Source organism: Flavobacterium calami, from assembly GCF_038290035.1.
Lineage (GTDB): Bacteria > Bacteroidota > Bacteroidia > Flavobacteriales > Flavobacteriaceae > Flavobacterium > Flavobacterium calami.
On record NZ_JBBYHS010000027.1, the window covers coordinates 1 to 19,886 of the forward strand.

Here is a 19,886-nt window from a genome sequence, read left to right on the forward strand (position 1 = left end):
CCGCATCATTACTCGATAAAACATTTATAAATGAACTACTTATGAAATCAGATTACAATAATATCAATGAACATAATACTAACCAGCTGGTTTTTAACTTATTTTAAGTGGACACTAGTGATATTACGTAAATAAAACAAGCAAATACCGATCTGAAATGTGCGTGCGTAATAGACGAAACTTCTTTTACTTTTTGGTAAATAACTTCAATATCATTTTCTTTTTGAAGATAAAAAACCAATGGCAAAATACGCATTAATGAACCATTTCCGTTATCACTTTCAGAAAATCCTCCACATAAATCAGGCTGATGTCCTTTAGCTATATTGTGAATCGCATGAGTAGTCGCTATTCCAATATCGAAAACTCGTCCATGCGGCGTCCACATTTCTGCGCTATACCACTTTACGAAATTTCTAGCGATATCATTTAAATCATAACCTGCACACAAACTTTCTGCTAAACAAAAAGCAAGAGAACTATCGTCGCTCCAAGTTCCAATTGGTTGATGATGTGTTCCAAAGCCAAACATTTCAGTAACTGGATTTTCTTTTAAATAAGCTCTGGACTTAAATTCGACTGGAACGCCCAAAGCATCGCCAACCGCTAATCCAAATAAACCAGATTCTATTGTGTTTTTCATTTTTTACTTATTTCTTCCTTTTTCGTTAGGATAAAATGTCTGAACGACATCACTCTGCCAAAATTCTTTCGTTTCAACTTCTATACAGCTTAATTTTCCATAAAAACCTGCTCCAGTATCAATATTCCAAACATTACATCCTTGCATCGGGATTTCGACATCATAATGAAGTGTTGGCGTATGACCGATATAAAGTTCATTAAAAAGCAGTAATCGTTTTGGATAAGAAAGTGAATCTTTCTGGATTCGTTTGTCCATCGTCAAAGCCATTTCCCAAAGCGTTCTATCCCATGAATAATTAGTTTTGTAATGTTCTTTTTCTGGACCGTGCATCGATGAAAAACCAGCGTGAATGAACAAATTATTGTTTTCGTCTACAAAATAATCTTTCATCGAATTGAAAAAAAGACGATGCTTTTCTTTTTCTGAAAGTTCAATTCCTGCATAACTTTCTATAGTCGATTTTCCTCCGTGCAAGAACCAAATATCATTTATGATATCTTTTTCTAACCATTCCTGACACCAAGCATCATGATTTCCTTTTATAAAAATGCATTCTTGTTTTCGGGATAATTCAATAAGAAAATCAATCAATTGTTTCGATTCGCTCCAGCCGTCAACATAATCTCCCAGAAAAACAAATCGGTCGTTTTCTGAATAATTAATTCTTTCCAATAACTGAATTAAAGCTTTTAATCCGCCGTGAATATCTCCAAAAACTAAGGTTCTTTTCATGATTTAAATTCGATATACTTTGCCGGAACTTCATCTGTCAGCCAAACATTATTTTCAGACAAATAAAATTTAAATCCGTCTCTAAACATAGCGCCGCTTCTAACAGTTAAAATCTGAGGAACACCTCTTCTACTTCCAACCTTTGTTGCGGTTTCTTTGTCTTTGGAAAGATGTACGTGCTGACGGCTCATTTTTTTCAAGCCTTCTTTCTGAATGTTTTCGATGAATTTTCCAACAGTTCCGTGATACAGATATTCTAAAGGTTCTGTTTCAGCTAAATTCAATTCAACCGAAATGGAATGTCCCTGGCTTGCTCTGATTTTGGTTTTATCTTCGTTATAAGCGAAACGCTTTTTATCGTTATTTTCTACAACGTAGTCCAAAAGTTCAGCCGTCATCTGATTGTGACTTCCTTTTTTATTACATTTTTCTATTAATTCATTGACATCTGCCCAGCCGTTTTCGTCTAATTTTAGTCCGATCGTTTCTGGCGAATGTCTGAGCATTAGACTTAGAAATTTGCTGACGCTCTTTGCTGTTTTTTCATTCATCTTAATTAATTTTTATTCTGGATTTAAAAATCATAAACCACAACTTTTATATCCTGATCGGCCAGCTTTTTAAGAATGATTGGTTCAATCATTTCCCATTTTCCGCCAGCTAATCCGCATCCAATTCTAGGCATATGAACTGATGCATTGTTTGTTTTAGCAAAATCAGAAACTGCATTTAAGCCTTCTTCAATAGCATTGTATCGAATTGGAGCTCCCCCGTTTTCATCCTTATTGATTTTATGCTGACCAATTAAATTTGCTACCCATAAATCTTCTTCAACCTGAACAAACTGCACTTTCCCTAATTCAAAATCATTTTTAGATTTGAACCATTCACGATAACTTTTTTCAGGTGTTTTCCATCTTTTTGAAATTGCCATTACAAATCCTTTTCCCCATGCACCAATATCGTTGCAAACGTGAACAATTATCTTATTTTCTGCCCCTTCAGGAGATGTAGCATCGCCTTTTATATATTGAATGTCTTTCATTTTGTAATCAAATTATTTTAATTCATCCCTAACTTCCATCAAAGCAAAACCTAAAAGATTCAAACCTTTCCAGGCTTTCGGGTTTAGAACATCTTTGTGATCACTTGCCATTCCGATTCCCCAAATTGGATCTACGGGGCTCGCCTCAACAATAACTCGCTCTTTAGTGTTTAGTAAGAAAGTTTTCAAATCAGCATTTTGACTGAATTTGTGATAGTTTCCTTGTTTTACAATTTCATATCGGTTTTCTAACCAAACTTTGTCATTATAATTTCTCACTTCACGACCTAGTTTCTTAGCTTCAGCGGGAGAATCGGCTTCAAGAATTTTTTCTAAAATTTCCTGATCTTGAAACAATTCTGCTTTTTTGGACATCATCCAGTGTTCGGCAGTTTTGTAAGTTACTTTTTCTACTTTAAAAGGACTTAACCACCATTGACTGAAACAGGTTTTGGTAATTTTTCCGTTTTTATCGGGTTGATGTCCCCAGAAAAATAAAAATTTACTTTCTGGAACTACATTTTCTATATTGTATTTCATTTTGTTAGTGTTTTTGTTTCAAGTTTAAAGTTTCAGGTTTTTCGCTGGACTTGAAAACTGTTTTTAACTTGAAACATTTAAAGTAATTGATCCAATCCAATTACTTGAACGCTTTCTCCTTCAAAATCTTTAAAAGAATTTGTGGTAAAGATTCCGTCAAAACAGTTTAAAACTTCAAAACCTTTATTGAAAATTCCGTGGCTTACCGCTAAGTATAATTTGCCAGCATTTTTATTTTTTAATTCTTCAGCCAATCCCACGAAAGTTCCGCCGCCGTCGCAGATATCATCTACAATTAAACAATCCATTCCTTCCAAATCATCTTCGTAAACTTTAAAACCAGATAATTTTCCAGTTTTTACATCACGGCTTTTACTGCATTCTACCACCTCAATACCACCTAAAAACTCAGAAACTTTGTAGATTTTTTTCAAAGCCCCACCGTCTGGAGAAATCAGTTTTACATTATTTCCAATATTTTCTAAAACTTCTTTTATAAAAGTATAATTCGGAATCACAGTACTATTATTTAACAAAGCTGGAGTAACTTCTGAGTGCGCATCAAAAACAAAAACTTTGTTTAATTGCATTGCATTAATAATATCAGCATACACTTTTACAGACAACGGTTCACCAGGAATCATAACACGATCTTGTCTTGCCGCTGGAAAATACGGAATAAAAAGATCGATGATTTTAACATCCATTCTGCGTAAAGCATCAACTGTAATGCACAATAATCCTAAATCGTTGAATGAATTTAATCTATGCGTAATTGTTATTTTCTGATTACAATCAAAATCTGGATTGATTTTAATATGGGGTTCTCCTCCAGAGAAAGTAAAACTTTGAAATTTAATTTCTTCCTGATTATGAAATGGAGCGAATTTTGGGTCGAGATTTAGTATCATAGTTTTTTTGTTTGCGTTAATTATACGCAAATGTAGAATTAAATTTTAAATAAACAATTTATTTTGTGTAAAAATTACGCAAACTTTATTTCGAAGTGAAAGCCTTTTTTTGTTAACTTATTGTATTTTAATTTGTTAAACTTGAAAAGTTTAGCTGGACGACCACTTTTCGAAGGGGCATATTGATCTGTTTCTTCGATAATTTCAAAGCTTAATATTTTTTTTCTGAAATTTCGTCTGTCTATTTCTTTCTCCAAAATTGTACAGTATAAATTTTCCAGTTCAGAAAAAAGAAATTCTTTTGCCAGTAAATCAAATCCGACGGGTTCATAAGTGAGCTTTGCTTTTAAACGTTCAATAGCTTTTTTTAGAATATTATTATGATCAAAGGCTAAAGGTGGAACTTCCTTGATTTTAAACCATTGCGCATGGTCAGCATCAGAATCGGCTTTGATGGTTAATTTGGATGGATCTACCAGAGCAAAATAAGCAACAGAAATTACACGGTTTCTTGGATCTCGTTTTATATCATCACCAAAAGTAAACAGCTGTTCAAAATAATTAACTGTAACATTGGTCTCTTCTTTTAACTCCCTTTTTACTGCATCCTGCAGCGCCTCATCATTTTGGACCAAACCGCCAGGCAACGCCCAATACAATTCTTCTGTCCCAAATTTCTGTTGTATCAAAAGAACATATAACTGATTGTTCTGGTAGCCAAATACAATTGCATCAACAGCTACTCTGATATTTTGAATGTTAGTCATATTCTAAATGCGTAAGATTTACACAAATATAAAAATTGTTTTGTACTTCCTACGATTTAAGATTTAAAGTTTTTTAACTAAAAATTTTATAAATAGGGATTTAGATTCCATAAAATATTGGGTATTATTGAATCTTTAATAGTTCAATATTTTTTGAAATTTAAGAACGAATTTTACCGTGAGAAGAGTCGAAGGGCTTTATAGGATAGGGCTTTGACTTCGCTCAGCCTGACAGCTATCATAGCATAGAAGTTCTGGTTAACAAATTATTGTTGGATTTAACCTTCATTCATCATTTCTGATGATTAAGTAGACATGGCAATTCTGACTTCGTTTGCGATGGTGTCAAAAAAAGTCTTCAGATTATTGTTTTTAGCGGCCAGTAAATAAACATATTCTTCAGGAACATGAAAACTGTTCCATACTAATTGCAATTTGTTTTGCTGAATAAATTTTCTCGCATTGCAATTCCACGTTATCGCAATTCCGGAATTCCTGGACAACATTTCCAGCATTTCATGTTCAGATGGAATAATATAGTTGGGAACCATTGAAGGTCTTTTTTTATTAAAGGCATGAAGCCAGAACACTTTGATATGCGGAATCCTGGCGTCATGAGAATACCATTTTTGTTCGTTCAGCCATTGTTCTGCTTCAGTAAAATTGTCAGATTTTAACTTTTGACGGAATTCGGTTATATCTAGATTTACAGGCGCAACCATTACCAGTTTAATTTTAGCCACAGTTTCAGAAATAGTATCGAATGTATCGTATTTTTTGGAAACGATTGCAAAATCAAGTTTTTTAGAATCGACTAATTCAAAAAGTGAATCATTATCTGCAAAAGTAAAATCAATAAAATCAAATTTTGAAATTAAACTATTGCCAATACTGGAGAACAGATGTTTTGAAATACCAACAGAAATTAATCGCGTAGCATCTTCGGCTTTGGCTCTGAAACCGGTTTCTACATTTTCCAGCCTTTCGAGTGCGTCTATTATTAAGTTATTCAGTAACTTAGCGTATTCAGTTGGTTCGACGCCTTTTGATTTTCGAATGAATAATTTGTTTCCAACATGAGCTTCAAGCATGGAAATCTGCTGACTTACGGCTGGCTGACTCATAAATAACTCTTTTGCGGCATTCGAAAAATTACCATTTTTATAAACTGCCTTAAACGTTCTGTACCATTCTAAGTTGACCATGATATAAAATTATTTATAACAAACATAGTTTATTTTATTTTTACAAATACCATATAAGCCGTAAATTTGTTTAAAATTAATCAAATGAACAAAATAGCATTATTTGCGATAATCGCTTTTACAGCAAGTAGCATTTCGACTACTGCTCAAAAATTAAATAAAAAACAGATGAAAAAAGTATTATTTGTGCTTACGAGCCATGACAAATTAGGAGATACAGGTGAAAAAACAGGATTTTGGACAGAAGAATTTGCTGCTCCTTATTATACGCTGATAGATCAGGGATATATTGTAGAGATTGCAAGTCCTTTAGGTGGTCAGCCGCCAATTGATCCAAAAAGTAATGATCCGAGTGCTGCTACGGAAGACACGAAACGTTTTGATGCAGATTTAGCTTTACAGGAAAAACTAAAACATACACATAAAATTACAGATGTGAATCAGAAAGATTTTGATGCAGTGTTTTATCCGGGTGGTCACGGACCAATGTGGGATTTGGCTGTAGATCAAAACTCTATTGCTTTGATTGAATCTTTTTACAATCATAAAAAACCAGTAAGTTTTGTTTGTCACGCACCCGCAGCATTAAAAAATGTAAAAATTGATGGTTCTTATTTGGTTAAAGACAAAAAAGTTACCGGATTTTCAAATACCGAAGAAGAAGGTGTTGGATTGACAAAAGTGGTTCCGTTTTTATTAGAAGATGTCTTGAAAGCCAATGGTGGCAAATATTCAAAAGGAGCTGATTGGGCACCTTATGCAGTAGAAGACGGTTTGTTGATTACAGGTCAAAATCCGGCTTCTTCAAAACTGGTAGCTGAAAAATTAATGGCACAATTAAAAAAATAAGCAGATGTTAAATTTTGAATTATACAATCCGACGAATTTAGTTTTTGGTAAAGGACAAATTGAAAAACTTTCGGCTTTAGTTCCAAAAGAGGCTAAAATTCTTTTGACTTATGGTGGAGGAAGTATCTTTAAGAACGGAATTTACGATCAGGTAATCAATAATCTGAAAGGTTTTGAAATTGTAGAATTTGGCGGAATCGAACCAAATCCCAGATTTGAAACTTTGATGAAAGCTGTTGATGTTATAAAAGCAGAAAAAATTGATTTTATTCTGGCTGTTGGTGGCGGATCTGTTATTGATGGTGTAAAATTTATTTCGGCAGCGGTCAATTTTGAAGGGGATCCGATTGATATTCTTCAAAAAAGAATTTTAATTAAAGAAAATGCAATGCCGTTTGGAACAGTTTTGACGCTGCCGGCAACAGGAAGCGAAATGAATTCGGGATATGTGGTAACAATTGAAGCTACTCAGGAAAAATTATCTTCTGGTGGAAGCGCCTTATTCCCTCAATTCTCTATTTGTGACCCAACAGTAATTGCTTCTTTACCAAAAAGACAATTAGAAAACGGTGTTGTAGATGCTTACACCCACGTAATGGAACAATATTTAACTTATCCTACCGATGCCTTTCTTCAGGATAGAATTGCCGAAGGAATTTTACAAACATTAATTGAAGTTGGTCCTGGAGTTGTAAAAAATCCAACGGATTATACTTTAGCTTCTAATTTTATGTGGAGCTGTACGATGGCTCTAAACGGATTGATTCAAAAAGGTGTTCCGAGCGACTGGGCAACACACATGATTGGTCATGAATTAACAGCTTTGTACGGAATTGATCATGCCAGAACTTTGGCGATTATTGGTCCAAGTTTGTATAATGTCATGTTTGAAACTAAAAAAGGAAAGCTGGCACAATACGGAAGACGAATATTTAATTTAACCGGTTCTGATGATGAAGTGGCTAAAGAAGCGATTAATAAAACGGTAGAATTTTTCCATACGATGGGAATGGATACTAAACTTTCTCAATACACAAATGACTACGACAAAACAGCAGATTTTATTGTAGATCGTTTTGAAGAAAGGGGATGGAAAGGTTTAGGTGAAAATCAACTGGTAACTCTGGATAAGGTAAAATCTATTGTAGAAATGAGTTATTAAAAAATAAAATTTCAAGTTTTTTTTAAATTCCAAATTCCAATAGTAACCTAAATTATTGGAATTTGGAATTTTTATTTGAAGTTGTAAATGTCTATTTAATATCAAGAAATAGAAATTGTTATTTGGAGCTTAAATTTGGGGATTTGCATTAAAAAAGGCGTTCTTAAAATTTTTAGGAACGCCTTTTTAAAATACTAAAACAAAACTAACTAACTCAATTCTTACTAAATTCATTTAATAATCTAATTAATAATAACTTACAACGCAACTGCTTGTTTTTTATTGTATGGGTAAGAAAATATTTTTTAATTTTTTGAAATTCATTAGAAAAAGCCTTGTTTTTAAAGCCTGTTTTTAAAATTCTTAAATCACATTTTGTGATATTACTGCATTATTAAGTACTTTTGCCTTAAATTATTTGAATAATGAGTCAAAATTTAAAATTTGCAGTAATTGGTGGTGGGAGCTGGGCAACAGCTATTGCAAAAATGTTATGTGTGAATCTTCCTGAAATTTCGTGGTATATGCGAAATGATGCAGCGATAGAGCACCTTTTAAAATATAAACACAATCCAAATTATTTAAGTTCAGTGGAGTTTGATACCAATAAACTTAAATTAACAAACAATATAAATGAAGCAGTTGAATACGCAGATTATTTAATTTTTGCGATTCCTTCTGCTTTTTTAAATGCAGAATTAGAACATTTAACAGTTTCTCTGGAGAATAAAATTATCTTTTCAGCTATCAAGGGAATTGTTCCTGAGACAAGTTTGATTGTTGGAGAGCATTTTCATATTCAATACGATATTCCATACTACAATATCGGCGTTATTACAGGGCCTTGTCATGCTGAAGAAGTTGCTTTAGAAAGACTTTCATACTTAACAATTGCCTGCGGTGATCCAGAGAAAGCCTGTACGGTTGCAAAATCTCTATCCAGTAATTATATAAAAGCTAAAATTTCTGACGATATCATAGGAACAGAATATGCGGCTATGCTGAAAAATATTTATGCTATAGCTGCCGGTATTGCACATGGTTTGGGTTATGGTGATAATTTTCAGTCTGTATTGATGAGTAACGGAATCCGTGAGATGCGAAAATTTATCAAGAAAGTTCACAGAATGAAACGAAACATCAATGACTCTGCTTATTTAGGAGATTTACTGGTAACAGGATATTCCGTATTTTCAAGAAACAGAATGTTTGGTAATATGATCGGGAAAGGGTATACGGTAAAAAGCGCTATGATGGAGATGAGTATGGTTGCCGAGGGTTATTACGCTGCTAAAAGTGCTTATAAATTAAATCAGGGCTATGGAGCCAAAACACCTATTATTGATGCCGTGTATGCTGTATTGTACGAAGGTAAGAATGCCAAGACTGTTTTCAAAAAACTAACAGAATCTTTAGATTAAGATAAAATTTAAGTATAAAAAAGAGTCCGTTTCTACTATAGTAACGGACTCTTTTTTTATAATGATATTGCTCTATTTTACTTCTTTAATAGCAGAAGCATCAATCCAGCCTTCTGTGCCATCTGTCAATTCGATTTTTTTCCAGTTTTCCAGGCTTTCGGTTACGTAAACCTTAGCGCCTTCATGTAATAAGAAAATACTCGATGCCGCTTTCTGAGGTTCGCTTCGTACTTCTGTCATTTCAGCAAAAACGATTGCCGGGCGATCGTTATTATAGTGGTCTTTTTCAGTTATTCCTGCTGAAACGCTCAAAAATAAAGCAAATAACAAAACAAACATTCCGATAAAATAGATTCTTTTTGAAAGGGTAAGCTGTGAAAAATAATAGCCAATAAAGCTCAGTAAAAAGGCAAATGCAATTCCTACCGAAATCCATGCCCAGGTGTTGTAATTAAAAATGCCTGTAAAATTCTGAATCAGTTTTGCAAAACCAACTTTTGGAACTTCCTTAATTTCATCAATGGTTAGTTTTTTGGCAAATTTCAGGTTGTTCAAAGTTTCGGCATCATGCGGTTTCAGTACAAGTGCTTTTTCATAATTATAAATAGAGAGTGCGACTTTATTGAGTTTGTAGTAGCAATTTCCTAAATTAAAATACAATTCAGCAGAGTGTTGTTTGTCTTCTTTAACAATGCTTTCATAAACCTGAGCTGCCTCCTGATATTGCCCTTTTTGATACAAGGCGTTTCCTTTTTCAAAGCTGCTCTGAGCAAAGAAAACCTGCGTGATTAATAAAAAGAGATATACTATATTTTTCATTTTCCTGGTTTCTAATTTTTCACCTTCACAAACTTGCGGCTAGGTTTAAACAATTTGTTTTTCTAATTCCGAGATAATCAGAACAGCTTTGTCATAATCCTGTTGAATTGAAGCGCTCGATGCCGGAGCATAACGTGCAAATTCGCAGTTTTCAGTCAGATTGATAAAACTCTGAACCGTTTCAGGATTCGCATTTCGGGATAATAGTAATTCGCGGATATTGTCTTTGCTCATTTCGGATGTTTCAATGTGTAATTTGGCTTTTAGGAAATTATGCATTGCTTTTTCCAGCGCAATATAAAACGGTTCTTTATTGTTAAGCTGCTTTTTGGCTTCAGATAAATATTTCTTAGCCAGTTTATTATTCATTTTAATTCGGTTACCGGTAACATCACTGTCAATAGCTTCTTTTTTCTTCTTAGCAATCACGATAATAGGTAGAATCACGAAAGGCAATAATAATAAGCTGTAATATAAATCAGAGCCGTAGAAATCATCTTTTGCTGTCGAAACTAAAACAGTTTTTGGCTTGATGTATTTAAACTGTTCTGATTTCGTAATTACATTTTTTGATGCATTGCTGGAAGCTGTAGCTTCAGCCTGAACCGGTCCTTCTAAAACATCAATCATGATTTCAGGAGAAGTTACGGTTTTATAGCTTCCGGAATTCAAATCGAAATAAGAGAATTCCATTGGTTTTATAGCATATTTTCCTTTAAATTGAGGAATTATAGTATACTTGTCAGAAATTTTTCCAGACATGCCGGCAAGTGACGTATTTACTTGTTCATCATGAACCGGATCATACATCTCTAATGCATTTGGTACAACAGGTTTTGGTAACGTAAACAATTTCATATTACCTGTTCCGGCTGCGCTAACAATTAAATCAAGGCTCTCACCACTTTTTAAAGTAGTTTTTGAAGGGGTAACTTTAAAATCAAACTTACCAACAGCTCCAGTAAAACCAATTGGCTTACTTGCTTCCGGAAGCGCTTTTACATTAATTGTTTTGGCGCCTGCAGAAACGGTTTTGTTTCCGTCATCAAATACGATCTGACCAAACATGTTACGGCCTCTAGGTACCTGAATCCCGATGTCTAAAGAAAGTGGTTCAATAGTAAGATTGCCTGATTTTTGAGGGTATAAAATCGTTTTTTTAAGCACCACAAAATAACAACGTTCTCCTTTGAACATTCCTTCTTCAACCTGCAGTTGTTTGATGTCAATGTTCTGATTCCAGAAGTCTTTGTATTTTGGTTTTGCCAGCTCTTTAAAACCGGTTACGTTAATACCATTGAAATACAATTTATAAACCACCGTAATAGGCTGATTTATATATGGATTTGTTTTTGAAATTTCTGCTACAAGATTCAGAACCTCATTTCCTCCTCCTTGCTGCTGTTGCTGATAATTAGGGTCCCTTTCCTGAGCCACAGCATTGGTAACTGTTATTTTTATAGGAGAGGTTTTGTAAACCTGTCCGTTGTATTCAATTGAAGCCTGTTTGATTGTAAAAGTTCCTTTTTGCACAGGCAGCAAAAAATAGGAATATATTTTTTGAAATGAGCTTCGGCCATTAACCCATGACTGGCTTATTTGCTGACTTGGTCCGGCAACAATCCTGAAGCCGTCAAAAGAAGGCTGATCAAAGTTATCACCGTCAACATTCATGATAAAGTCAATACGGAGTCTCTCATTAACCCCAAGTGTATTCTTGCTTACTCTGGCTTCAAACTGAACCTGAGCCATAAGCCCCTGAAAAGTAAATAGTAATAGAATTAAATATCTTTTCATTACTTGTTTGATCGTTTTTTGAATGTTTTTAAATTAAAATTCATGTTATTTTGTCAGGCTGAGCGGAGTCGAAGCCTACTTATGTTATGAGCCTTCGACTTCGCTCAGGGTGACATATTGTTTTAAAGAAAAGTATTTTACCAGTCTTTTTCTGCTTTTCTAGGGCTTCCCTTTACTTTTTGAGCATTTACTCTATCCTGAATTTTCTTTTCTTCATTGTTTACAGCATCTAGTAAATTCTGGACACGATCTTTGGAAATTCCTCCAGGCATAGGTTTTGGCTCTCCGTTATTGTTTGATTTGTCCTCTTTTTTCGGATCGTTTTTACCGTCTTTTTTGTCTTTGTTATCGCCTTTATCGTCTTTTTTCTGATCGTCCTTCCCGTCTTTTTTGTCTTTATTGTCGCCGTCTTTTTTGTCGTCTTTTTTATCCTTGTTTTTGTCTTTGTTTTTGTCTTTGTTTTGATCGTTTTTAGGAGGGTTTTCTTTTAGTTTTTGTTTAGCCAAAGCATAATTGTAACGTGTCTCATCATCAGTCGGATCATTGCGCAATGCATTTTTATAAGCTTCGACAGCCTGAGAATAATCTTTCTCTTTCATAAAAACGTTTCCTAAATTATGGAAAGCTTTATGTTTCTCAGGTCTCGTTTTGGCATTTTTAATCGCTTTTGCATAAGCATATTTTGCTTCTGATGCCTGATTTTGTTTATAAATAGTATTTCCTAAATTATAAGATGCCGTAGCTTTTTTAGGGAATTTTGATTGAGAAATTCTGTAATCTGCCTCAGCATCAACAAATTTATTCTGTTTATATTCTTCATTGGCTTGTGGCAATGTTTTGTCTTTTTCCTGAGCCGTAAGTGCCAAAGAAAAGGTTAGTAAAATATAAAGAAGTAAATTTTTCATTCTGTTATTGTTTTTTGTTTCCGTGTGTATGTGAAACAATTATTTCTTTTCGTTAAATAAATTCAACTCGTTTATCCAGTTTGTTTTTCTTTCCAACAGAAAAATATCCAAAAACAACAGTAGAAAGGCAAAACCTAAAAACCACTGAAATTGCGATTGGAATTCGGCCATTTGTGTGGCTTCAAACTCTGTTTTCTGAATATTATTTAAAGCATTTTTTATGTATTCCAGTACTTCTTTTGTGCTTCCGCCGTAAACATATCCGCCTTTTGTTGCTTTTGCAATAGCTTTTAAACCCTCCTGATTTAATTTGGTAATAACAGTTTCACCGTTTTGGTCCTGCTGATAGCTTCTTACTACACCATTTTCTTTTAACGGAATTGTAGCACCTTTTTCAGTTCCGATACCAATGGTAATGATTTTCATACCAATTTTATTGGCTTCTTCTGCAGCAATTTCAGCTCCTTCGGAGTGGTCTTCACCGTCAGAAATCAGGATTAACAGTTTGCTGGTTTTACTTTTTTCATCAAAATAAGTGGCAGATAATTTGATTGCTTCGTCAAGAGAGGTTCCCTGTGATGATACCATTCCGGGATTCATACTCTGGAGGAACATTTTGGCAACACTGTAATCTGTTGTAATCGGCAGAACCGGGAAAGCACTTCCCGCATAGGCTACAATTCCGATCCTGTCGCTCCCTAACTGATTGATAATTTGTGAAACCAATTGCTTACTTTTTTCTAAACGACTTGGCGCCACATCTTCTGCTAACATACTTTTTGAAACGTCAACAGCAAAAACAATATCAATTCCTTCTCGTTTAACGGTTTCCATTTTAGTTCCGATTTTTGGATTTACCAAACCGATAATCAGACAGGTTAAGCCCAGAAGAAACACTATTAATTTTAAGACCGGTTTAAAAACAGAGCGTTCCGGGCTTAGTTTTTTTACCATTTCCAAATCACCAAATTCACGTTGCTTTTTTCTTTTCCAATACATATTAAAAAGAAAAACACATACCACAATCGGGATGAGAAATAATAGATATAAATATTTTTTTTCGTCTAATTCCATAAATATTTTAAAATTCCAATCTCACTAGTTTTTTGAGATAAATTCCAAATTCCAAATTTTGCTTTCGTACTAAATTAATTCCCAAATTTTAAATTCATAATTCCAAGTTGGGATTTGGAATTTAAAAATTGAATTTTTTTGATTTGAAAATCAAATGAAGCTTCTGTAAACCGTATTTCTTAAACCAACTTCCAAAAGCAATAAAAATCCTGAGAGGAGTACAAAAATCCTGTATTTTTCATCATAATCGTAGAATTTTAATTCCTGAATCTCCGTTGTTTCAAGTTTGTTGATTGAATTGTATATTTCAGCTAATTTGTCATTACTAGTTGCTCTGAAATAAGTTCCTTCTGTTTTTCTGGCGATACTTCTCAATAACTGTTCGTCAATTTCCACTTTTTGCATTTTGAATAAAAATCCGCCATTTGGAGCGTATGCATAAGGAAATTCGGCCATTCCGTTAGTTCCGATTGCAATGGTGTATACTTTTATTCCGTATTGTTTTGCAATGTCTGAAGCTGTTTCAGGCTCAATAAAACCGGCATTATTTACCCCATCGGTCAAAAGGATAATCACCCTGCTTTTTGCTTTGCTGTCTTTAAGTCGGTTTACGGCAGTTGCCAAACCCATTCCAATCCCCGTACCGTCTTTTAATACATTGTCGTATTTGATTTCTTTAATAGCTTCCAAAATAATGGCTTTGTCACTTGTTACAGGTGTTTTGGTATAAGCTTCCTGTGCATACAAAACCAGCCCGATTCTGTCATTTGGTCTTTCACTGACAAAATCTGCAGCTACTCTTTTTAAAGCCTCCATACGATTTGGCTTTAAATCTTTTGCCAGCATACTCCCCGAAACGTCCATTGCCATTACAATATCAATTCCTTTTGTCGTTTTAGTTTCATTGCTGATATCCACTGTTCTTGGTCTTGCTAAAGCAATAATGAGAGAACTTAATGCAATAATTCTGAAGACATATAAGCACGGTTTTAATCTTGTCAATAGGGATTCGCTGTTTTTAAAACCCTGAGTTGAACTCATTTTTAAGGTAGCCGATTGCTGATTGCGTTTCCAGAAAAACCATCCTATTGCAATTGGGATTAGTAAAAACAGCCAAAAAAATTCCGGATTTAAAAAAGTTATTTTTTCCATTAGTTGCTCGCTCTTTTAAGTTCAACAGAATTTAAAATTCGATCCGAAATATCATTAGCGTAAGTGTCTCCTTCTTCATGGAATATAGCAATTTGCTGCAATCCGCCATCTTGTTTAAACATCAGGACTTCATAGTAAATTTTAGTGCTCGATTTCAGAGTGTCATTAATGAGTGTGAATGTTCCATAACCTTTTATACCTGTAATTCCTTCTTTGGTTTCAAAATCTTCCTGTTTGACAATCATATTTCTGGCTCCCTGGCTTTCGATAATTTTTAAATTACCCTCAAGTGCTTTTGACAAATCTATTTCTGTTTCGGCTTTGAATTTTGCTGTAGAAACCGTAATGTAAAAGTTATCCAGTAAGCTTCCGTATCCAAAAAGCTGCATTTCTTTAATTAGTGCCATTGCTTGTTTTGGCAGTACTTTTTGAGTGTCTAATCGTTTTAAAACTTTTGGAGTTTCAACTAAAATACCCGGATTACCATACTCGCTTTTTATCCATTCTCCTTCCAGTAATTCCTTCGTTGGATGTCCAATGACATTATCTTTTACAAACTTGAAACCTTTTGTAACGATAAAATAAGTTGTAGTGGCAGTTATTAAAAACACTACTGTACCCACTGCAATTGCAATACGTTTGTTTTTTTGTTTCTTTAACTGAAGCTTGATTTGTTTTTGTTTTTGTGCTTCATTAAGAAGTAAATCTTCTTCTTCAGCAGGAACTTCTGTCGGGATAGCGCTGTCAAGCGTTAAAATTGCTTTCTGAATCTTATTTCTATCTTCTGTAATTTCAAATTCTAGTGGTTTTGATTTTGCAAATTTTACTAAATCTGCTTGTCTTAAAACGCGTTCTAAATTCTCAACAGTTTCAGGAGTCAGGCTCATTTTCTTTTTGGTAGAAGCCGTTTTAAGTCCCTGAATCAGTTCGGAAGTTGTACTTTCCATAGCCGGAATCTGAATTGCTTCTTCAATATAATTTCGCGCAATATCAGTCAATTCACTATAATATTCTTTTATTTCACCTTTTTGCCAGAGTTCTTTTTTCTCTAACACGTTTAAGAGGCTTGTTGCTTTTTCGATTGGTGTTTTATACACTTCCTCTTCAATTTTTTTCTTTTGGTGTTTTTTCATGTACCAATAAACAAAAGCACCAATTGCTATAATTAGAATTACAATCAAAAGATAAATCCACCATTCTCCAATACCACTTTCTACTGTAGAAATATCTTTGATGTCATACATTTTTTGTTGTAGGGTGTCGACTTTTATGCTGGCAACTTCAACAGAAACCGGCTCACTTAAATGAGGTTTTTTATCAATCAGAATCTTAACAGGCGGAATGACATATCTTCCGGAATCAAATTGTGTTAAACCATATTTTTTAATCAGTTCATAAGTACCGTCTTTTTTAACGGTGTCAATTGGGTACGATTGAATAACTTCTAAAGCACCAATGTTTTTTAGAGCAGGAAATACAACTTTAGATTTTGAGCTTACTACTGTTTTAAGTGTTAGCTTAAACTCGGCACCAATTTTATTTTTTGTAGTATCAATACTGGTTTCAATCTGCTTGCTTTGTGCAAAAACAGCTGAAGAAAGTAAAAATAGAAATATGTAAAATTTTAATTTCATTTGGTTTTTGATTTCAGATTTTAGTCTAAAATGAATGCTTAAACGGATTTAGCTTAAGCGATTTTTTTATGATTATTCTTCAAATTAATCTAATATTCTAATAATCTAATATGTCTGATAATCTAAATTATCTCGATTTAAAATACCCCAGTAATTTAGTCACGTAATTTTCGTCGACTCTTGTATTTACGACACCAGCACCAGATTTACTGAAAATTTCCTTGAAATAATTTACCCTTTCCTGATAATGCTTTTCGTAATTCATTCGGACTTTTTTAGAACCGGTATCTACGAGCTGAATTTTTCCGGTTTCGGCATCAAGCATTGTTACCATTCCTAAATTTGGGATTTTTTCTTCACGTATATCGTAAACCCGAACACCTGTTATGTCATGTTTTTTAGAAGCAATTTTTAAAGTGTGCTCATAATTTTCAGACATAAAATCTGAAATCATAAAAACAATTGCTTTCTTTTTTTGTGTTCCTGAAAGAAACTTTAAAGCTTGGGCTATATCTGTTTTCTGGCTTTTTGGTTCAAATTCGATCAATTCACGAATAATTCTCAAAACATGAGATCGGCCTTTCTTTGGCGGAATGTACAATTCGACATTATCAGAAAACAATATTAAGCCAATCTTATCGTTATTTTGTGTAGCCGAAAAAGCCATCGTTGCCGCAATTTCCGTTACGATATCTTTTTTAAACTGACTTTTTGAACCAAAGCCTTCAGAGCCCGAAATATCGACCATTAAAACCATGGTCAATTCGCGTTCTTCTTCAAAAACTTTTACGTGAGCCTCGTTATAGCGTGCGGTTACATTCCAGTCGATGTTACGAATATCATCACCATATTGATATTGGCGCACTTCGCTAAACGTCATTCCTCGTCCTTTAAATGAAGAGTGGTATTCTCCCGAAAAGATATGATTACTCAGTCTTTTCGTTTTGATTTCTATTTTCCGTACTTTTTTTAAAAGCTCTTTTGTATCCATTTCTTTAGTTTTCAGTCGCAGTTTTCAGTCGCAGTTAATTGTAATGTGTTTACTGTGACTGAAAACTGAAAACTATTTTTAAGGTACTTCAATCTCGTTTACGATTTTGTTGATAATGTCTACAGAAGTGATGTTTTCTGCTTCGGCTTCGTAAGTAATTCCAACCCTGTGGCGAAGCACATCGTGAACAACTGCACGAACGTCTTCTGGAATTACATAGCCACGACGTTTGATAAAAGCATAGCATTTTGCAGCATTAGCCAAATTGATACTTCCACGAGGTGAAGCTCCAAAACTAATAAGTGGTTTTAAGTCGGCTAATTTGTATTTTTCCGGGTAACGCGTAGCGAAAATAATATCTAAGATATATTTTTCGATTTTTTCATCCATATAAACTTCACGAACCGCTTCCTGCGCACGCAGAATTTGTTCTACAGAAACTACAGGATTTACTTTTTCGTAAGATCCTTTTAAATTTTGACGAATTACAAAACGTTCTTCATCAATTTTTGGATAATCAATTACAGTTTTCAACATAAAACGGTCAACCTGAGCTTCAGGAAGTTGATATGTTCCTTCTTGCTCCACCGGGTTTTGCGTTGCAAGAACCAAAAAAGGACGATCTAATTTGAAAGTCGTGTCGCCAATAGTAACTTGTTTTTCCTGCATCGCCTCCAAAAGAGCAGACTGAACTTTTGCAGGAGCACGGTTAATCTCATCGGCAAGTACGAAATTGGCAAAAATTGGTCCTTTTTTAATAGAAAATTCGTTTGCTTTGATATTGTAAATCATGGTTCCGATGACATCGGCAGGTAATAAATCCGGAGTAAACTGGATACGGCTGAAAGAACCTTGTACTGCCTGAGACAATGTATTTATCGCTAATGTTTTAGCCAGACCAGGAACTCCTTCCAGCAAAATATGCCCTTGTCCTAAAAGTCCGATTAATAAACGCTCGACCATGTGTTTCTGGCCCACAATAACTTTGTTCATTTCCATTGTGAGAAGGTCTATAAAAGCACTTTCTCTTTCAATTTTTTCATTTATCGCTCTAATGTCTAAAGTCGTTGTATTTTCTTCCATATAAATATTTTTAAAAACCTTTTAAAACTCTTGATTTTTATGCCTGATTTTTGAGAGTGCAAATTGAATATTTTTTGAGAAGTAAGATGTTAAAGAATGGTTAAAAATTCGACCAAACACCTAATTTTAAGGACGAATTGTGAATCTATTTTTATATTTTTAAGAACTTTGGTAAATATGCTATAATGAACCATCTTTACTACAAAAAATAATACAGCAAAACAATGAGCAAAACGTTATTATCGCCTGTAATTTCAGGTATCAGGAATTGGGGTGTGTGGGATAAAAATCTGTCTCCTAAAGAAATGGAAAGTATGATACAGCTTTGTATCGAAAATAAAATTACCACTTTTGATCATGCCGACATTTATGGGGATTATACCACTGAAGCCGAGTTTGGAAAAGCACTTCAGAATAGTAAAATTTCACGCGACAAATTACAGTTAATTACCAAATGCAGCATTCAGATGGTGACTGAAAACCGCAATAATAAAATCAGGCATTATGAACATTCTAAAGAGTACATAATCTGGTCTGCAGAAGAATCCCTGAAAAAATTAAGAACAGATTATATTGATGTTTTTCTGCTGCAAAGACCAAGTCCGTTGATGCAGGCTGATGAAATTGCTGAGGCCGTTGAAAAGCTAAAATCAGAAGGGAAAATTATTGATTTTGGGGTTGGAAATTTCAGTAATTCGCAAGTTGAATTAATTCGTCAGAAAACAGAAGTCAGTTATCATTCGGTACAGTTCTCTGCTACAAATTTTGAACCGATGACAGATGGTACTTTCGATTACGCACAAATACATGGTATTCGTCCACTGGCATGGAACCCGCTTGGAACAGTTTTTAGAGAAGATACCAAACAAACACGCCGTTTGAAACAACTACTTTCTGTTCTTGTAGAAAAATACCATTTAGGTTCTGATACACTTTTATTGGCATGGATTTTAAAACATCCGGCAAAAATAATTCCGGTTGCAGGAACTGTAAACGTAGCCAGGATTCAATCGCTGATGAAAGCTGTAGAACTGGAAATGGATAAAGAAGACTGGTTTGCCATCTGGGCAGAAAGTAGAGGAGAAGAATTACTTTAAAAGCATAAGAAAATTTTAAATTTCGCTTAAAGCAAAAAAAATATTTGCCACAGAGG

Annotated in this window: 20 protein-coding genes; 4 read left to right on the plus strand and 16 right to left on the minus strand. The window is 34.2% G+C overall.

The window, feature by feature from the left end:
- Positions 1-103: 103 nt before the first annotated feature.
- From AAEO57_RS19530 to AAEO57_RS19565, 8 genes are all read right to left on the minus strand, one after another.
- The gene (locus AAEO57_RS19530; RefSeq protein WP_341694711.1) at positions 104-643 is read right to left on the minus strand and encodes an ADP-ribosylglycohydrolase family protein; all 540 of its coding nucleotides are present in this window, start codon (positions 641-643) and stop codon (positions 104-106) included.
- A 3-nt stretch (positions 644-646) separates the two neighbouring features.
- Positions 647-1,378 carry a metallophosphoesterase family protein gene (locus AAEO57_RS19535; RefSeq protein ID WP_341694712.1) on the minus strand — a complete coding sequence of 244 codons (732 nt, stop codon included), beginning with the start codon at positions 1,376-1,378 and terminating at the stop codon, positions 647-649.
- Complete coding sequence (locus AAEO57_RS19540; protein ID WP_341694713.1) at positions 1,375-1,929, minus strand: RNA 2'-phosphotransferase; 555 nt, start codon at positions 1,927-1,929, stop codon at positions 1,375-1,377. The genes AAEO57_RS19535 and AAEO57_RS19540 overlap by 4 nt, the downstream gene beginning before the upstream one ends.
- Positions 1,930-1,952: 23 nt before the next feature.
- Complete coding sequence (locus AAEO57_RS19545; protein WP_341694714.1) at positions 1,953-2,423, minus strand: macro domain-containing protein; 471 nt, start codon at positions 2,421-2,423, stop codon at positions 1,953-1,955.
- A 12-nt stretch (positions 2,424-2,435) separates the two neighbouring features.
- Positions 2,436-2,963, minus strand: a complete 528-nt coding sequence (locus AAEO57_RS19550; protein WP_341694715.1) for an NADAR family protein — start codon at positions 2,961-2,963, stop codon at positions 2,436-2,438.
- Positions 2,964-3,040: 77 nt separating this feature from the next.
- Positions 3,041-3,874 (minus strand): ribose-phosphate diphosphokinase, encoded by an 834-nt coding sequence (gene prs, locus AAEO57_RS19555; RefSeq protein ID WP_341694716.1) that lies wholly within the window; start codon positions 3,872-3,874, stop codon positions 3,041-3,043.
- A 74-nt stretch (positions 3,875-3,948) separates the two neighbouring features.
- Positions 3,949-4,641: an NUDIX hydrolase gene (locus AAEO57_RS19560; protein WP_341694717.1), complete on the minus strand. Its 693-nt coding sequence runs from the start codon at positions 4,639-4,641 to the stop codon at positions 3,949-3,951.
- Positions 4,642-4,946: 305 nt separating this feature from the next.
- Entirely contained in the window at positions 4,947-5,846 is a 900-nt protein-coding gene (locus tag AAEO57_RS19565; protein ID WP_341694718.1) for a LysR family transcriptional regulator, read from the minus strand.
- A gap of 84 nt (positions 5,847-5,930) precedes the next feature.
- On the opposite strand from AAEO57_RS19565, the gene AAEO57_RS19570 reads away from it, so the two are divergent.
- From AAEO57_RS19570 to AAEO57_RS19580, 3 genes are all read left to right on the plus strand, one after another.
- On the plus strand, positions 5,931-6,695 hold the full coding sequence (locus AAEO57_RS19570; protein ID WP_341694719.1) for a type 1 glutamine amidotransferase domain-containing protein: 765 nt from the start codon (positions 5,931-5,933) through the stop codon (positions 6,693-6,695).
- A 4-nt stretch (positions 6,696-6,699) separates the two neighbouring features.
- Positions 6,700-7,857: an iron-containing alcohol dehydrogenase gene (locus AAEO57_RS19575; RefSeq protein ID WP_341694720.1), complete on the plus strand. Its 1,158-nt coding sequence runs from the start codon at positions 6,700-6,702 to the stop codon at positions 7,855-7,857.
- A 425-nt stretch (positions 7,858-8,282) separates the two neighbouring features.
- Positions 8,283-9,278 (plus strand): NAD(P)H-dependent glycerol-3-phosphate dehydrogenase, encoded by a 996-nt coding sequence (locus tag AAEO57_RS19580; RefSeq protein WP_341694721.1) that lies wholly within the window; start codon positions 8,283-8,285, stop codon positions 9,276-9,278.
- Between the two features lie 72 nt (positions 9,279-9,350).
- On the opposite strand, the gene AAEO57_RS19585 is transcribed toward AAEO57_RS19580, so the two are convergent.
- From AAEO57_RS19585 to AAEO57_RS19620, 8 genes are all read right to left on the minus strand, one after another.
- Positions 9,351-10,097 carry a tetratricopeptide repeat protein gene (locus tag AAEO57_RS19585; protein WP_341694722.1) on the minus strand — a complete coding sequence of 249 codons (747 nt, stop codon included), beginning with the start codon at positions 10,095-10,097 and terminating at the stop codon, positions 9,351-9,353.
- A 45-nt stretch (positions 10,098-10,142) separates the two neighbouring features.
- Complete coding sequence (locus AAEO57_RS19590) at positions 10,143-11,894, minus strand: BatD family protein (RefSeq protein WP_341694723.1); 1,752 nt, start codon at positions 11,892-11,894, stop codon at positions 10,143-10,145.
- 137 nt (positions 11,895-12,031) lie between these two features.
- Positions 12,032-12,799 carry a tetratricopeptide repeat protein gene (locus AAEO57_RS19595; protein WP_341694724.1) on the minus strand — a complete coding sequence of 256 codons (768 nt, stop codon included), beginning with the start codon at positions 12,797-12,799 and terminating at the stop codon, positions 12,032-12,034.
- Positions 12,800-12,838: 39 nt separating this feature from the next.
- The gene (locus AAEO57_RS19600) at positions 12,839-13,873 is read right to left on the minus strand and encodes a VWA domain-containing protein (RefSeq protein WP_341694725.1); all 1,035 of its coding nucleotides are present in this window, start codon (positions 13,871-13,873) and stop codon (positions 12,839-12,841) included.
- Between the two features lie 150 nt (positions 13,874-14,023).
- Complete coding sequence (locus AAEO57_RS19605) at positions 14,024-15,025, minus strand: vWA domain-containing protein (RefSeq protein WP_341694726.1); 1,002 nt, start codon at positions 15,023-15,025, stop codon at positions 14,024-14,026.
- Positions 15,025-16,659 carry a hypothetical protein gene (locus AAEO57_RS19610; protein WP_341694727.1) on the minus strand — a complete coding sequence of 545 codons (1,635 nt, stop codon included), beginning with the start codon at positions 16,657-16,659 and terminating at the stop codon, positions 15,025-15,027. The genes AAEO57_RS19605 and AAEO57_RS19610 overlap by 1 nt, the downstream gene beginning before the upstream one ends.
- Positions 16,660-16,786: 127 nt before the next feature.
- Positions 16,787-17,650, minus strand: coding sequence for a DUF58 domain-containing protein (locus AAEO57_RS19615; RefSeq protein WP_341694728.1), 864 nt, complete (start codon positions 17,648-17,650; stop codon positions 16,787-16,789).
- A 78-nt stretch (positions 17,651-17,728) separates the two neighbouring features.
- The gene (locus tag AAEO57_RS19620; RefSeq protein ID WP_017497457.1) at positions 17,729-18,733 is read right to left on the minus strand and encodes an AAA family ATPase; all 1,005 of its coding nucleotides are present in this window, start codon (positions 18,731-18,733) and stop codon (positions 17,729-17,731) included.
- 224 nt (positions 18,734-18,957) lie between these two features.
- On the opposite strand from AAEO57_RS19620, the gene AAEO57_RS19625 reads away from it, so the two are divergent.
- Entirely contained in the window at positions 18,958-19,830 is an 873-nt protein-coding gene (locus AAEO57_RS19625) for an aldo/keto reductase (RefSeq protein WP_341694729.1), read from the plus strand.
- Positions 19,831-19,886: the final 56 nt, after the last annotated feature.

Bases quoted from the DNA above. Each gene is read 5' to 3' on its own strand.
- AAEO57_RS19595 (WP_341694724.1), bottom strand. From the start codon at position 12,799: ATGAAAAATTTACTTCTTTATATTTTACTAACCTTTTCTTTGGCACTT.
- AAEO57_RS19590 (WP_341694723.1), bottom strand. From the start codon at position 11,894: ATGAAAAGATATTTAATTCTATTACTATTTACTTTTCAGGGGCTTATG.
- AAEO57_RS19600 (WP_341694725.1), bottom strand. From the start codon at position 13,873: ATGGAATTAGACGAAAAAAAATATTTATATCTATTATTTCTCATCCCG.
- AAEO57_RS19620 (WP_017497457.1), bottom strand. From the start codon at position 18,733: ATGGAAGAAAATACAACGACTTTAGACATTAGAGCGATAAATGAAAAA.
- AAEO57_RS19580 (WP_341694721.1), top strand. From the start codon at position 8,283: ATGAGTCAAAATTTAAAATTTGCAGTAATTGGTGGTGGGAGCTGGGCA.
- AAEO57_RS19605 (WP_341694726.1), bottom strand. From the start codon at position 15,025: ATGGAAAAAATAACTTTTTTAAATCCGGAATTTTTTTGGCTGTTTTTA.
- AAEO57_RS19615 (WP_341694728.1), bottom strand. From the start codon at position 17,650: ATGGATACAAAAGAGCTTTTAAAAAAAGTACGGAAAATAGAAATCAAA.
- AAEO57_RS19550 (WP_341694715.1), bottom strand. From the start codon at position 2,963: ATGAAATACAATATAGAAAATGTAGTTCCAGAAAGTAAATTTTTATTT.
- AAEO57_RS19610 (WP_341694727.1), bottom strand. From the start codon at position 16,659: ATGAAATTAAAATTTTACATATTTCTATTTTTACTTTCTTCAGCTGTT.
- AAEO57_RS19565 (WP_341694718.1), bottom strand. From the start codon at position 5,846: ATGGTCAACTTAGAATGGTACAGAACGTTTAAGGCAGTTTATAAAAAT.
- AAEO57_RS19570 (WP_341694719.1), top strand. From the start codon at position 5,931: ATGAACAAAATAGCATTATTTGCGATAATCGCTTTTACAGCAAGTAGC.
- AAEO57_RS19535 (WP_341694712.1), bottom strand. From the start codon at position 1,378: ATGAAAAGAACCTTAGTTTTTGGAGATATTCACGGCGGATTAAAAGCT.
- AAEO57_RS19575 (WP_341694720.1), top strand. From the start codon at position 6,700: ATGTTAAATTTTGAATTATACAATCCGACGAATTTAGTTTTTGGTAAA.
- AAEO57_RS19625 (WP_341694729.1), top strand. From the start codon at position 18,958: ATGAGCAAAACGTTATTATCGCCTGTAATTTCAGGTATCAGGAATTGG.
- AAEO57_RS19585 (WP_341694722.1), bottom strand. From the start codon at position 10,097: ATGAAAAATATAGTATATCTCTTTTTATTAATCACGCAGGTTTTCTTT.
- AAEO57_RS19540 (WP_341694713.1), bottom strand. From the start codon at position 1,929: ATGAATGAAAAAACAGCAAAGAGCGTCAGCAAATTTCTAAGTCTAATG.
- AAEO57_RS19530 (WP_341694711.1), bottom strand. From the start codon at position 643: ATGAAAAACACAATAGAATCTGGTTTATTTGGATTAGCGGTTGGCGAT.
- AAEO57_RS19560 (WP_341694717.1), bottom strand. From the start codon at position 4,641: ATGACTAACATTCAAAATATCAGAGTAGCTGTTGATGCAATTGTATTT.
- AAEO57_RS19545 (WP_341694714.1), bottom strand. From the start codon at position 2,423: ATGAAAGACATTCAATATATAAAAGGCGATGCTACATCTCCTGAAGGG.
- prs (WP_341694716.1), bottom strand. From the start codon at position 3,874: ATGATACTAAATCTCGACCCAAAATTCGCTCCATTTCATAATCAGGAA.